This window comes from Mesorhizobium sp. P2_B11 (assembly GCF_056404855.1).
Map to the genome: position 1 here is coordinate 437046 of NZ_JBFUDF010000005.1, position 13495 is coordinate 450540.

General features: G+C 64.3%; 14 protein-coding genes. 8 read left to right on the plus strand and 6 right to left on the minus strand.

Translation table 11 applies throughout. The features are described 5' to 3' along the window. Positions 1 to 52: 52 nt before the first annotated feature. From AC1DYJ_RS18790 to AC1DYJ_RS18800, 3 genes are all read right to left on the minus strand, one after another. Complete coding sequence (locus AC1DYJ_RS18790; RefSeq protein WP_477426185.1) at positions 53 to 1159, minus strand: GNAT family N-acetyltransferase; 1107 nt, start codon at positions 1157 to 1159, stop codon at positions 53 to 55. 40 nt (positions 1160 to 1199) lie between these two features. Beyond that, positions 1200 to 2876, minus strand: coding sequence for a c-type cytochrome (locus tag AC1DYJ_RS18795; RefSeq protein WP_477285907.1), 1677 nt, complete (start codon positions 2874 to 2876; stop codon positions 1200 to 1202). Positions 2877 to 3117: 241 nt separating this feature from the next. After that, positions 3118 to 3408 (minus strand): muconolactone Delta-isomerase family protein, encoded by a 291-nt coding sequence (locus AC1DYJ_RS18800; protein ID WP_477285909.1) that lies wholly within the window; start codon positions 3406 to 3408, stop codon positions 3118 to 3120. A gap of 110 nt (positions 3409 to 3518) precedes the next feature. Here AC1DYJ_RS18800 and AC1DYJ_RS18805 point away from each other — a divergent pair, with 110 nt between their 5' ends. Next, positions 3519 to 4403 (plus strand): LysR substrate-binding domain-containing protein, encoded by an 885-nt coding sequence (locus AC1DYJ_RS18805; RefSeq protein WP_477285911.1) that lies wholly within the window; start codon positions 3519 to 3521, stop codon positions 4401 to 4403. 111 nt (positions 4404 to 4514) lie between these two features. On the opposite strand, the gene AC1DYJ_RS18810 is transcribed toward AC1DYJ_RS18805, so the two are convergent. Next, positions 4515 to 5126 (minus strand): LOG family protein, encoded by a 612-nt coding sequence (locus AC1DYJ_RS18810; protein ID WP_477264678.1) that lies wholly within the window; start codon positions 5124 to 5126, stop codon positions 4515 to 4517. A 125-nt stretch (positions 5127 to 5251) separates the two neighbouring features. On the opposite strand from AC1DYJ_RS18810, the gene AC1DYJ_RS18815 reads away from it, so the two are divergent. The 4 genes from AC1DYJ_RS18815 (at position 5252) to AC1DYJ_RS18830 (ending at position 9957) form a co-directional block, all read left to right on the plus strand. Further along, a complete protein-coding gene (locus AC1DYJ_RS18815) occupies positions 5252 to 6868 on the plus strand; it encodes a LysM peptidoglycan-binding domain-containing protein (protein ID WP_477426187.1) in 1617 nt (538 codons plus the stop codon). 337 nt (positions 6869 to 7205) lie between these two features. Further along, positions 7206 to 7541 carry an ArsR/SmtB family transcription factor gene (locus tag AC1DYJ_RS18820; protein ID WP_477288184.1) on the plus strand — a complete coding sequence of 112 codons (336 nt, stop codon included), beginning with the start codon at positions 7206 to 7208 and terminating at the stop codon, positions 7539 to 7541. 27 nt (positions 7542 to 7568) lie between these two features. Further along, positions 7569 to 9449, plus strand: a complete 1881-nt coding sequence (locus AC1DYJ_RS18825) for an ABCB family ABC transporter ATP-binding protein/permease (RefSeq protein WP_477288182.1) — start codon at positions 7569 to 7571, stop codon at positions 9447 to 9449. A gap of 160 nt (positions 9450 to 9609) precedes the next feature. Beyond that, a complete protein-coding gene (locus AC1DYJ_RS18830; RefSeq protein WP_477288180.1) occupies positions 9610 to 9957 on the plus strand; it encodes an antibiotic biosynthesis monooxygenase in 348 nt (115 codons plus the stop codon). Positions 9958 to 10049: 92 nt separating this feature from the next. Here AC1DYJ_RS18830 and AC1DYJ_RS18835 read toward each other — a convergent pair whose 3' ends face one another. Continuing rightward, a complete protein-coding gene (locus tag AC1DYJ_RS18835; protein ID WP_477288178.1) occupies positions 10050 to 10922 on the minus strand; it encodes an SMP-30/gluconolactonase/LRE family protein in 873 nt (290 codons plus the stop codon). Between the two features lie 91 nt (positions 10923 to 11013). Beyond that, on the minus strand, positions 11014 to 11613 hold the full coding sequence (locus AC1DYJ_RS18840; protein ID WP_477288176.1) for a lysozyme inhibitor LprI family protein: 600 nt from the start codon (positions 11611 to 11613) through the stop codon (positions 11014 to 11016). Between AC1DYJ_RS18840 and AC1DYJ_RS18845 the strand changes: the two genes are divergently transcribed. From AC1DYJ_RS18845 to AC1DYJ_RS18855, 3 genes are read left to right on the plus strand one after another with little or no spacing between them, the layout of a single operon-like run. Then, the gene (locus tag AC1DYJ_RS18845) at positions 11597 to 11821 is read left to right on the plus strand and encodes a hypothetical protein (RefSeq protein WP_477288175.1); all 225 of its coding nucleotides are present in this window, start codon (positions 11597 to 11599) and stop codon (positions 11819 to 11821) included. The two genes, AC1DYJ_RS18840 and AC1DYJ_RS18845, sit on opposite strands and share 17 nt — an antisense overlap. 52 nt (positions 11822 to 11873) lie before the next feature. Further along, the gene (locus AC1DYJ_RS18850) at positions 11874 to 12656 is read left to right on the plus strand and encodes a phosphatidylserine decarboxylase (RefSeq protein WP_477426189.1); all 783 of its coding nucleotides are present in this window, start codon (positions 11874 to 11876) and stop codon (positions 12654 to 12656) included. A gap of 3 nt (positions 12657 to 12659) precedes the next feature. Next, positions 12660 to 13475: a CDP-alcohol phosphatidyltransferase family protein gene (locus AC1DYJ_RS18855; protein ID WP_477288171.1), complete on the plus strand. Its 816-nt coding sequence runs from the start codon at positions 12660 to 12662 to the stop codon at positions 13473 to 13475. Positions 13476 to 13495: the final 20 nt, after the last annotated feature.

Below are 13495 nucleotides of genomic sequence, written 5' to 3' on the forward strand. Positions count from 1 at the left end.
CAAGCAGGAGTTCAAGAAAAGTTGGACAGATCGAAAGTCTGCCGCTCCGGCTTTATAGGTCCTTGCGGAACAGATGCAGGCGATGCAGTGGCCTGGCATTGGACTTCTGCTTCTGGGCGAGGCTGGCCTTGTTGCTGTCGCCTATCCAGGTGTTGCCCAGCGTCTCATAGCCGGCGGCCTTGAGCGCCAGCACGACGCGGCGCAGCACCACCGGGTTGACGCCCTGGCCCTGCAGATCGGGCCTGACGCCGGAAAAGATCAGCACGGCGCGTTTGCAGGTGAATTTATGCATCAGGAAATGCCAGGGCGTCGTCAGCCCGATCCTCGACCGCGTCTTGCGCAGGAACGGGTTGAGGTCCGGGATGCAGATGATGCAGGCGGCCGGCTCGCCGCGATGGTTGAGCACAGCCGAAATGCGCGGGTCCATCACCCACTTCATGTCCCGCGCCTGGAAATGGAACTCCTCGTGGCTTACCGGCACGAACATCGGGTTCTGGGCGAAGGAGGCATTCAGGATAAGGCGTGCGTCCTCCATGCGCTGCGGCACCAAGGCCCGCGTCAACGGCGCAAAGGCAAAGTCGGGGTTGTCGAGGATCGCCTGCTGTTTGGGGCCGATCTCGGGCGGTGCGGCCGTCTTGAGATCGAGCTCGAATGTCGTCATCGGAAAGTCCGGGCGATAGCCGTTTTCCTCCAGCAGCCGCGCGATGTGCGGCGGGCTGTAGATCAGGTCGGTGTAGGGCGCCTTGTCGAACGCGCTGGTCTGGACGCCGATCTGCTGCATGGCCGTCAGGTTGAAATTGCCCGTGATCTCGGCGTGGCCACGCCGCCGCCCCCAATCCTCGGCCGCCTTGAGCAGAAGCGATGCTGCCTCCGCGTCGTCGGCGCAGTCGAAATAGCCGAAATAGGCTCGGTTCCAGCCATACTGGGTGTTGGAGGCGCCATGCACATGCGCGGTGATCCGGCCGATCGGGCGTCCGTCGCGAAACGCGGTGAAATAGGTGATTTCKTCGTCCGAGCTGAACAGCGGATTTTCCGTCGCCGACAGGAAACGCTTCAGGTCGCCCTTCATCGGCGAGACATAGAGCGAGGTCTCGCCATAGGCCTCGAACGGAGCTGCGAAGAAGGATTCGAAATCACGCTCCTTGAGTGTCACCGGCATGGCATCTCTCTCCCTGGCCGGTGTGCTCGCATCGCGCGCCTCACAGCAGCTTCAAATATTCGAGCAGCGCTGACTTGTCGTCTTCTCCAAGCGGCGCGAATTCCGCCTCATGGCCGCCATTGCCGAGGCCAAAGGCAGTCGTGTCGATCTCGGCCGGAATGGACCAGGGCGTGTATCCTGCAGGCTGAGACCAGCCGCCTGTGCCGTCGTCGACGCCGGCGATGCCGACCTTGTCGAGATCGAGCCGGTGGCCGCCGACGCTGAAGCGCTTGGGCCGCTGGCCCGGGTGCATCAGGTGCCAGAGCGTCGGCACGCTGCCATTGTGGAAATAGGGCGCGCTGGACCACAGCCCGGTCAGCGGCGGCGCGGTGTAGGTGTCAACGGTGCGCGCGTCGATGTAGCGGCCATAGAGCGACCCGTTCACCGCATCGGCGACCTCCTTGCCCAAGAGTTTGTGCCGTTGCGGATCGGTGCCGATCTCGCCTTCCCAGTTCGGAAAGCTGATCAGATGTGGGCGCTCAATGTCCTGGCCGTAGGCGCCGTGGCAGGAGGCGCAATGCTGCGCATAGATCGCCTGGCCGCGCGGCAGCAGCGATCTGTCGATGCGGCCGGGAAATGGCTGCGGTGTGTACTGGCTCATCCAGCCGGTAATGTCGAAAGCGTGGCCGATCGAGGTCTCCGCAACTTCGGGGGTGACGCCCATGCTGGGCACGGTGAAATAGGAAATGATTGCTGCCAGTTCCCGACGATGTTCGGGCGTGATGTCCTCGGCGTGGATTGTCCTTGTGTGGTCGACGCCGGGGATGGCGTAGTTGCCGCAATTGAGGAATTTGCTGCGCCATAGCCGCGAGCCGAGATCGGGCACCGAATTGAACACGCTCTCCGGCACGAGCTTGCCTTCGGGAATCAGGCCGAGCCGGCTTCTGAGCGAATCCAGCCCGTTGGTGGCGCCGGCCACCGAAGCGCGAAACGGCAGCAGCCGGCCGATCGAAGCCTGGCGTTCGGCAAGGGTTTTGGCGAGCTGCGGGATGATGAAATAGCGCAGCGTCACCCGCTCGCGCCATTGCGTCTCGGGATAGAGACGTTGCACAGCCTCCATCAGCAGGTCCGGCTGGTTTCCGAAGGCGCTGAACGCCGTAAAGAGCGCCTGCGTATAGGCTTCCAGATTGATCGAGCTGTTGGGGGCGCCAAGCCAGACCCGGCCAGTGTCGGGATTGCCTGATGCATCGTACATCACGCTGGAGTGGCAGGCCGCGCAGCCGACATTGCCGATCGTCGCGCCGATTGGAGGCAGCGACCGCCCACCGAACCCGACATTCTGCCCAAGCGGTGTCTCGAAGCTCGGCGGCGGCAAAAGCGCCGCCCAGTTGCCGATGGTCTTGGGGGTGTGGAAGCCGAACTGACGATAGAGCGCCGCGAGGTCGACCTCGGCGAGGCGATCGAGCTTGCCGTCGACGGAGCTGAGCGCCAGCGCCGCTGTCGCCAGTTTCCAGGGCGACGCCGACACTTTCAGCGTGTCCGACGTCAGCGCCGAGAAATCCCCAAAAGCGAAATACGCAACGCCGCGGTCCGTCTCGCTCTTCAGCGACGGGATAAGCGCTTCATAGCGGTCGGATGTCGCGGCAAACGAGGTGAGCGCAGGCAGCGCCACCACGACGGCTCCAGCCGCAACGGCAAGCAGTACTGCAGCAATCAGCAGGAAACGAGTGCGTCGCAAAGACCAACCGCTCAAAGTCGCATCGCACGCCAGACGCGTACAATATCCCGGAAGCATTATTGCCCGTCATTCCTTAACAGGCGCTGGAGCAGCTCGGTTAATAGCCGCCGAAGAACGCACAACAATGCAGCGTCGATCAGGTCGGAGGATGGATACCGATGTCTGATTCTTGCGATCCATTTGGCGTCGGGCCATCACGGCCCAGCCGGCGGCACGGATCGCCGCCAGCTGCGCCGTTGGATCAGCGCTTCGGCCCAAAGCCGGGATAGGGCGCGAGCGGCACGACCGCGGTGATATCCATCATGCCGGCCTTGACCAGCGGCAAAGTGGCGAGGTGGCCGCGCACGTCGGCGTCGCTGCCGGCTTCGAACATCATGCCGCTCCCCGGAATATCGCTGCGGTTCCACACCTGGCGTACGGCGCCCTCGGCATAGAGCGTGCGGCGCTGTTCGGCCTCGCCGGGCAAAAGCGGCGCGAAATCGGCATCGCTGAACTTCTCGGTATTGCGGGTGAGAAGGGCAAAGAACTGCATTTCTGTCTCCTGTGGTTGCGATATCAGAACTATCGCTGCCGCTGGTCAGACAGTCCAAGACTGATTAGGCTAAAGTTGAGACCTGACAGGACTGTAAGCCCGGAGGCGAAATGTTCGACCTGCGCCAGCTCCGCTATTTCGTTGCCGTGGCCGAAGCCGGCACTGTCGGCCGTGCCGCCGAACTCCTGCATATCTCGCAGTCGCCGCTGAGCCGGCAGATCATGCAACTCGAGGCGCAGCTTGGCGTCACCCTGTTCGAACGGGCAAAGCAGCGAGTCCATCTCAATGCCGAGGGGCTGGCCTTCCTTGCCGAGGCGCAGGCGCTTCTCGCGGGCGCCAGTCGGCTGGAGGCGCTCGGCCGTGACCTTGCAGCCGGCACCGCCGGCCGCCTTGCCATAGGCTACGTCGAGGGCGCGGTGCATGCCGGGCTGGTCGGCCGGATGCTGCGGCAATTCCGCAGCGACCGGCCGCGGCTGCATCTTAGCCTGATGAGCCTCCGCTCGGCCGCCCAGCTCGAGGGGCTGCGCCAACGTACGCTCGATCTCGGCTTGGTCTATTCGCCGCCGCCGGCCAACTATCCTGAAATTGCCTCGACGCTGGTCCGGCGCGAGCCGCTGGTTTTGGCGATACCCGAGGGCGATGCGCTTACCGCCGTTGCCGACATCCGCCCGCATCATCTCGACGGCCGCACCTGGATCACCGTGGTGCGCCAGCCCGCCGACTCCAACCGCGGCCAGTTCCTCGCCGCCTGCATCGAGGCCGGTTTCATGCCCGACATCGCCTACGAGACGGCCGATCCCCTGACCTCGCTCGGCTTGGTCAGCGCCGGGCTCGGCCTGGCAACGGTGCAGGCAAGTCTGCAAAGCGCAGCACCATCAGGGATCGTGTTCCGCGATCTGCCCTGGTTCGAGCGCACGGTCTCGATTCATCTCGCCTGGCGGCGGCAGGACAAGCGGGCGGTGATTGCGGAGTTGCGGGAGGCAGTAGGGCAGTAGGGCAGTAGGGCAGTAGGGCAGTAGGGCAGTAGGGCAGTAGGGCAGTAGGGCAGTAGGGCAGTAGGTACCGTCTTTCCCCTACTGCCATACTGCTCTACTCCCTTACTGCCCTCACATCTTATCAATCACCGACTGCACGCCTTCCGTCGGCGCATCGACCGACGAGCCCGCCACCATGATGGCGGCGACGATGGCTTCGGGGTCTTCGACCACCAGTGGTTTGACCCGCTGCGCGGTGTGAATGAAGCCTTCGCTCGACATATGGTCGATCAGCGCCAGCATCGGATTCCAGAACCCTTTGACGTTGGCGAAGACGATCGGCTTGCGGTGATGGCCGAGCTGGCCCCAGGTCATGACCTCGACGATCTCTTCGACCGTGCCGATGCCGCCCGGCAGCGCCACAAAGGCGTCGGATTTTTCGAACATCTTGTGCTTGCGCTCGTGCATGTTGTCGGTGATCAGCAACTCGTCGAGCCGGTCAAGCGCGGTTTCGGTTGCCTCCTTGTTGATGAGGAAGCGCGGAATGATGCCCGTTACCTTGCCGCCGGCCTTGAGCGCGCCTTCGGCGACGGCGCCCATAATGCCTTTGGTGCCGCCGCCATAGACCAGCCGCAGGCCGGATTTGGCGAGCGAGCGGCCAAGCAGGTGTCCGGCCTTGGCGTAGATTTCATCGCGGCCCGGAGACGAGCCGCAGTAGACGCAGACGGATCGAATCGTGTTCATGCGTGATTGGTGATTGGGTCTGAATGCGGGGTCAAGCCCCAGAGGCTGACCAGCCCGGGCTTTTTCTTGTCGGTTCCGGCAAAACACGCTAGACCGGCGTTAGGTGGCTAAGGGGCAGGGGAAATATGGCTGTTAATCCATTGAAGGCGTTTCTGTTCGCGGCGGGTGGGACCGTCGCGGTCATCGGAACCGCTTATGTATCGGGCGCACTCGACCCGTATCTCAATCCCACGCCGCCGGCGGAGATTGCGTCGCTGACACCGCCAGCCGATTCAGGGACCGAGGGAAGGCTGCCGCCGGCGCCTGCCGCCCCCACCGATGCCAAGGCTGTGCCGGCACCGGCGCCTGCCGACGCCACGGCTCCAGCCACAGAAGCAGCCGCTCCGGCAGCACCTGCCGCGCCCGCCCCGGCAACTCCAGCGCCGGCTGCGGCCGGCCCGGTTGCGCCGAGCTTCGATATCGTGCGCGTCGAAAGCAACGGCTCGATCGTCGTTGCCGGCAATGCCGCGCCCAATTCTAAGGTCGAAATCCTCAACGGCTCGACAGTGCTCGGCTCGACGGTCGCCGGCCCGGATGGCGCCTTTGTCATCGTTCTCGACGATCCGCTGAAGCCCGGCGACTATACGATTGCGCTGCGCTCGACGACTGGCGATGTCGTTACGCCTTCGGTGCAGACCGCCGTCGTTTCGGTTCCCAAGGACGCCGCCGGCCAGGTGCTGGCGATGGTCGAGGAGCCGGGCAAGCCGGCTGAGCTGCTGACCGTTCCGGCGCCCGAGACTAAGCCTGCAGCGCCGGCCACCGGTGATCAGGCCGCGGCTCCGGCCGCCGAGGCGCCTGCCGCGACCGCACCTGCCGCCCCGGCCGAACCTGCGCCGGCCGCCGTGGATGCCGCAGCAGCTCCGGCGGCACCGGCCGCGGCAGCAACGCCGCCGGCTGCGGCAGTGGCCGAACCCAAGATCGTCGTCGAGGCGGTCGAAATCGACGGCAACAAGATCTTCGTTGCCGGTCTCGCCGACGCCGGCCGCAAGGTGCGCGCCTACGCCAACGATATCCTGCTCGGCGACGCAGTGACATCGCCGGACGGCCATTTCCTGGTCGAGGCGACGCGCGACATCCCGGTCGGCAGCTACACCATCCATGTCGACGGTCTCGATGCCGACGGCGTGAAGGTGGTGGCGCGTGCCGCCGTGCCGTTCGAGCGCGAGCCGGGCGAAGCGGTCGCAGCCGTGGCGCCCGCAGAGACCAAGCCGGCCGAAGCAAAGCCGGCTGAGCCGGCTGCTGCCGAAACACCCGCCGCTCCCGCAGCGCCGGCCACGGTCGCGGCTGCCCCGGCCGAGCCTGCACCGGCTCCTGCGGCTCCGGCTACCAGCGCACCCGCTGTAGCCGAGGCACCGGCTGCGCCCGCACCGGCGACCCCGGCAGCGCCCGCTACCGAGGCTCCGGCAGTCGTCGTGGCGGCAACACCCGACGTGCCCGAGACAGTGGCGCCGAAACTCGAACATGCCGACGGCGCCGTCATCATCCGCCGCAACGACACGCTGTGGCGGATTTCACGGCGGGTCTATGGTCATGGCGTGCGCTACTCGACCATTTATCTCGCCAACCAGGACCAGATCAGCGATCCCGACCGCATCTGGCCGGGACAGGTGTTCAAGGTCCCGGAAAAGTCCAAGGAAGGCGAAGCCGCCGACCTCAAGGCCATGGGCGAGCAAGCGACAACGGCGCCGGTGAAGGCGCAGTAAGTTCGGGACGAGCTGATCTCCCCCTTGTGGGGGTTGAAGAGTGGTTCGCGCAGCGAACGGAAAGCCAATTGCTTGGCTTTCCGAACGATGAACGCCCGAAGCGATAGCGGAGGGCCAGCCCGGCAGGGCAGAGGGGGGCGCTGTCTCGCCGACCTGTCAGTAATTTCTCAGATACACGCCGCTTGTCGGTTGCTAAGGCATTGCCGATCAGAAAGGCCGCGATCCTTCGCGCCCCCCTCTGGCCTGCCGGCCATCTCCCCCACGAGGGGGGAGATTACCCTTCTACCCATCGGGTTAGCTTGCCCCACGCTCGTTCATCGTCTATCGCCGATGAACGATGACCGACTCCCTCACCGAACCAGACCACGCAAACTGCGCACCGCCCGCCAGCCGCGCGGTGGCCGCTCGCTTTGCGGCGCTCTCACACCCGGCGCGCATCGAGATCCTGAAACATTTGTCGGCCAGCAAGTCCTGCTGCTGCCGCGAGGTCGTCGACCATCTCGATCTGGCGCAGTCGACCGTTTCCCAGCATCTGAAGATCCTGGTCGAGGCCGGCCTGGTCCGCTTCCAGCCCGACCGCCAGCGCTCGCGCTATGAGGTCGACCGCACAGCGCTCGCAGACGTTTCCGCATCGCTGACCGCGCTCGTCAATTCCTGCTGCTCCGGCCGCTGATCCGCTCTCACCCAAAAGGCAAGAAAAGTGGCAGAAAAAACCGTTTCCGACATCTCGACCTTCAGCACTCTGCGCAATCTGTGGCCGTATATGTGGCCGGCCGATCGCGCTGATCTCAGAGCCCGTGTCACCTGGGCGACGCTGCTCCTGGTCGTCGCCAAGCTGACGCTGGTCGCCGGTCCGTATTTCTTCAAATGGGCGACCGACGCGTTGGCCGGCGACGCCAAATCGCCGCCGCCATTGCCGTCCTTCCTGCTGGCGCCGGTCATGCTGGTCGTCGCCTACAATGTCGTGCGGCTGGTGCAGCTAGGCTTCAACCAGCTGCGTGACGCGCTGTTTGCCCGCGTCGGCCAGTATGCGGTGCGCCAGCTCGCGTTCCGCACCTTTGTCCACATGCACCAGCTGTCGCTGCGCTTTCATCTCGAGCGCCGCACCGGCGGCCTGTCGCGCATCATCGAGCGCGGCACCAAGGGGATCGAGACGATCGTGCGCTTCATTATGCTCAACACGGCGCCGACCATCCTCGAATTCGCGCTGACCACCGGCATCTTCGCCTACACCTATGGCTGGAAATATGTGGTCGTGGTGGCGGCCACGGTCTGGCTCTACGTCTGGTTCACGGTCCGCGCCAGCGACTGGCGCATCTCGATCCGCCGCGACATGAACGACAGCGACACCGACGCCAACACCAAGGCGATCGATTCGCTGCTCAATTTCGAGACCGTCAAATACTTCAACAACGAGGGTATGGAGGCCGAGCGCTTCGACCGTTCGATGGCGCGCTATGAGATGGCCGCGACCCGGATCTGGACTTCGCTCGGCTGGCTGAACTTCGGTCAGGGCATCATCTTCGGCCTCGGCACCGTCATCGTCATGTGCATGTCGGCGCTGGAGGTGCAGGCCGGCACCCAGAGCGTCGGCGATTTCGTCTTCATCAACGCCATGCTGGTGCAGCTGTCGGTGCCGCTCAATTTCATCGGTTTCATCTACCGCGAAATCCGCCAGGGCCTGACCGATATCGAGCAGATGTTCGACCTGCTCGATGTGCCGCAGGAAATCACCGATAAGCCCGATGCCAGGCCGCTTGCGGTCTCGGCCGGCAAGGTCGAGTTCCGCGATGTGCATTTTGCCTATGACCCCAACCGCAAGATCCTGAAGGGCGTGTCCTTCGAGGTGCCAGCCGGCAAGACGGTGGCCATTGTCGGCCCGTCGGGCGCCGGCAAATCGACGATCTCGCGGCTGCTGTTCCGCTTCTATGATGTCCAGGGCGGCCAGGTGCTGATCGACGGCCAGGATGTCCGTGACGTGACGCAGGAGAGCCTGCGCGGCGCGATCGGCATGGTGCCGCAGGACACCGTGCTGTTCAACGACACCATCGCCTACAACATCCGCTACGGCCGCGTCGGCGCCAGCGAGGCGGATGTCGAGAAGGCCGCTGAGTTGGCCCAGATCGGGCCTTTCATCAAACGCCTGCCGGAAGGCTACCGCTCGATGGTCGGCGAGCGCGGCTTGAAACTTTCGGGCGGCGAAAAGCAGCGCGTGGCGATCGCCCGCACGATTTTGAAGGCGCCGCCGATCCTGATGCTCGACGAGGCCACCTCGGCGCTGGATAGCCACACCGAGCAGGAAATCCAGGCCGCGCTCGATCTGGTCAGCAAGGGCCGGACCACCATCGTGATTGCGCACCGGCTGTCGACGGTGATCACCGCCGACGAGATCATCGTGCTCAAGGACGGCCAGATCGCCGAACGCGGCACCCATGCCGAGCTGATGCGCCAACACGGCCTCTACGCCTCGATGTGGGACCGCCAGCGCGAAGCGACGGAAGCGGAGGAGAGGCTGCGAATTGCGCGCGAGAGCGACGAGCTTGGGGTGATTGTGCGCAGAAGGACGTCGGAGGTGAGTTAGCGGTGGAGCACTAATCTCCCCCACAAGGGGGGAGATCAGACGTCACCGGCGATTTCGCCAATCTCCCCGATTTTCCCTCTTGACCTCAACCTAAGTTGATATCGCAAAACCGTTCCTGAGCCACCGCACCCAAGTCGTTCAAGTAACGGAGACAATTGGAATGGACCAACCAAATCAACAGTTTGCCGATGCAGCCGTGTTCCGGGTCGACAAATTCGTCGTCCCCGCCGTGGCGCGCGAGGAAATCCTTCGCAAGGTCAGGGCGACACATGAATTGCTGCGCGTGCAACAGGGCTTCGTGCAGGATTTCGTGCTCGAGCAATTTTCGGGGCCGGGCGAATTCAACCTCGTCACCATTGTCGAATGGGAGAACCAGGCGGCGGTGGACAATGTCGTGCCGATCGTCAAGACGGCGCATGAAAGGGCTGGCTTCAACCCGCAGGAGACCATCGCCCGGTTGGGTGTGAAGGCCGACATCGCCAACTATCAGCGTCTGCCCGAACTATAAGAGCAATTCCAGGAAAAGTGCGCTGCGGTTTTCCCGGGAAAAGCGTGAAGCGCTTTCCCTTGGGAATTGCGCAGAGAAAGACTTGGAGCGGTTCAGGCAACTGTACTGCTCCAAGAGGGCCAGCCCGTGCCAGGTGCTGGCGCTTTGGCGCTCAGCACCTGGCCGCTGCGGGCATCGCTGACCATATGCTCGAAGCCGCGCCATTCGGCGGCGACGATGAACAGGGTGCTGCCGTCCAGTCCGCCCAGCATGCAGGCAAAGCAGCCGCGATCGGCATTGACGGTCTGCAGGACCTCACCGCCTTCGCGCACCCGCACGCAGCGTTTGTTGGGAACATCCGCATACCAGGCCGCCCCTTCGGCATCGAGGCAGATACCGTCGGGAAAGCCGTCGAGATCGGCCCATATCCGCCGATCGGAGAGACCACCATCCTCGGCAATATCGAAAGCGGTGAGCCGGTTGGCATGCGATTCCGCGATGATCAGCGTCTTGTTGTCCGGTGTCACCGCCATGCCATTGGCGAAAGCGATGTTCTCGGCCACCTGCCGAACTGAGCCGTTAGGCGTGACCTGCACGATGGTGCCCGGGCCGAAATGCTCTCCCGGCGCAGGCGCAGGTCCGCCGCCATTGACGTAGATGTTGCCGCGCCCGTCGACGGCGATCTCGTTCCACGGGCTGTTCGACAGCGGCCGAAGATCGGCATGGGTGGCGAGCGTTCCATCCGCCTCCTGCCGCAACAGCACCCCCTCACGGCCCGAGATGACCAGCAGCCGCCCATCCGGCAGCCAGTCGATGGAGTAGGGCAGGACGGCCGGTATTGTGAGCACGACCTCGCTGTTGCCGTCTCCATCGACGGTGACGATCTCGCCGGTGCCCCAATTGCAGACCCAAAGGCGTCCGTCATGCCAGCGCGGCGACTCCCCGAAAGCGAGGCCGGCTGCAACGAGACGCGTTTGGTTCTGCATTGGGGGAAACTCCTTGTTGGAGCGCCGTCATGGCAAAGGTCGGCGCCGTCTCACCAAGGACGGGCGAGGGGGTGTCTCCCCGACAGCAAGCCTAACGTTTTTCGCTTAGGAAGAACGTGCCGTCGGCATGGCCGTTGGCACCGCATGACGGTGGTTCGGATCTATCATCCTTGCCGGTGCCGCTCTGCTCGACGGCAAGCGCATCGCCATCGCGGCGAAAGGTGAAGACAAATCCGGTCGGTTTGTCGTTGTCGTCGGTGTCGACAAGCTGCAACGTCTTGTGCTTCTCGACGGTGCCACCGATGTCGCAGGCACCGCTTCCCGACACAGGGTTGGTGACGGTCTCTGCTGAAATCTCGAGCTTGCCGGCGTCCGCTGCCTTGATCTCAACCGAGCCACGCACGCTGCTCCATGTGCCGATCAAACCCGCATCCGACGGCTTGCGGATGCCGGCCAGGAAGGTCGCGCGGTCGCGCAGGAATTCACCGAGATCGAACGTCTGCTGCTCCTTGGGCGTATTTTCGTTGAAGCCGGCGATCTGGTCGCGATAGGCGATGAAATCGCTCTGGTCGTCCCTCAGCGCTTTGCCGGCATGAGCATCGAGCGTCCTCAGCAGTGCGGCATAGGCCTTCGCCACATCGGCATCGGCTTGCGCCAGAACCGGGTCGGCACAGATGGCCTTTTCCGCCACGCTGGCGGCCTTGGCGCAGTCGAACGATGGCTTACCCTGGGCCGTTGCGGGATCGCTCGTTGCCAAAAAGGCGGTCAAAACAGCAACCATCGCTGCCAATTGCGTGGCAGTGAGCGGCGCTTTCCCTGATTTCGGCATCATGGACGGTCGGCCTTTTCGCCGCGCATTGAGCCAGCGGTGGCTGGAATTCTGGCGGCAAAGCCGCTGACAGGCAAGCACGTCACCCTTCCCAACGGCTGCGGCCGATGCAGCCTTGCCCAATGTTGCGTTGCGACGACGGAGCCTTTCCGGTATTGAGGCCGGACCTGAAACAGGGACTGCCCCCATCCCATGAGCGCCATCCGATGAGCCTTGTCGACTCGGTCAAGAATGCCTTCGTTCCGATCCACCGCGAGGGCTATCCGTTCATTGCCGCCTTTGGCGCGGGCACGCTGTTCCTCGGCTATTTCTCCTCGGTGCTGTTCTGGATCGGCCTGATCCTGACGGCATGGTGCGTCTATTTCTTCCGCGATCCCGAGCGCATCACGCCGGTCGACGACCGGCTGGTGGTGAGTCCCGCCGACGGCATCATCTCGGCAGTCGGGCCGGCGGTGCCGCCGCGCGAGCTTGGCCTTGGCAACACCGAAATGACCCGCATCTCGGTGTTCATGAACGTGTTTTCCTGCCACGTGAACCGCGCCCCCGTGCGCGGCCGCATCACGAAAATAGAGCACCGGCCGGGCAAGTTCCTCAATGCCGAACTCGACAAGGCGAGCTCGGAGAATGAGCGCAACGGGCTGGTCATCGATAGTCCCAACGGTACCGTTGCCGCCGTGCAGATCGCCGGCCTGGTGGCACGCCGCATCGTCTGCTGGGCCGAGACCGGCGGCTCGATCGCCATTGGCGAACGCTTTGGGCTGATCCGCTTCGGCTCGCGCGTCGACGTCTTCCTGCCCTCGACGGCTGTGCCGCGCGTCGCCGTCGGCCAGACGGCGGTCGGCGGCGAAACCGTGCTTGCCGAATTCGGCGGCATCGCCGCAACGCCACTGGTCAGGATCTCGTAAGCGGTGGGCGCGCCGTTCAAAAAGTTCGAGGCTCACGGCAGCGGCGGTCCGCGCATCCGCGAAATTCCGATGCGGATGGTGCTGCCCAATCTGGTCACCGTGCTGGCCATCTGCGCCGGCCTGTCCGGCATCCGCTTCGGTTTCGAGGGCCGCTTCGAGCCGGCCGTGGTGATGGTGCTGCTCGCCGCCTTCCTCGACGGCATAGACGGGCGCCTGGCGCGCATGCTGAAGGCGACGTCCAAATTCGGCGCGCAGATGGATTCGCTGGCCGACATCGTCAACTTTGGTGTCGCCCCGGCGCTGGTGCTCTATGCCTTCCTGCTCGACCGCGCAGGATCGCCGGGCTGGATCGCGGTGCTGCTGTTCGCCATCGCCTGTGGCTTGCGGCTCGCGCGCTTCAACGTGCTCGACGAGGACCATGATCGCCCGATCTGGCAGAGCGAGTATTTCGTCGGCGTGCCGGCGCCGGCGGGCGCCGTGCTGGTCATGCTGCCGCTTTATTTGTCGTTCCTGCGCGTTGGCGTGGAACCCAGCCGTACCGCCGCCTTCGTCGCCAGCGGTTTCACCATCCTGGTTGCCTTCCTGCTGGTCAGCCGGCTGCCGGTCTACTCCGGCAAAAGCCTGAAAGTGCCGGGCGACAAGGTGCTGCCGATCATCCTCGCGGTCGTGCTCTACGTGCTGCTGTTGATGACCTATCCCTGGTACACGCTGACCGCCTCGGTCGCCGGCTATCTCATCTTCCTGCCGTTCTCGGTGCGCGCCTATTCGAAGCGCGCCCTGCGCGAGGGCGAGAAGGTGCCGCCTTCTGATATCGGGTAGGTATCTCCCCCCTTGAGGGG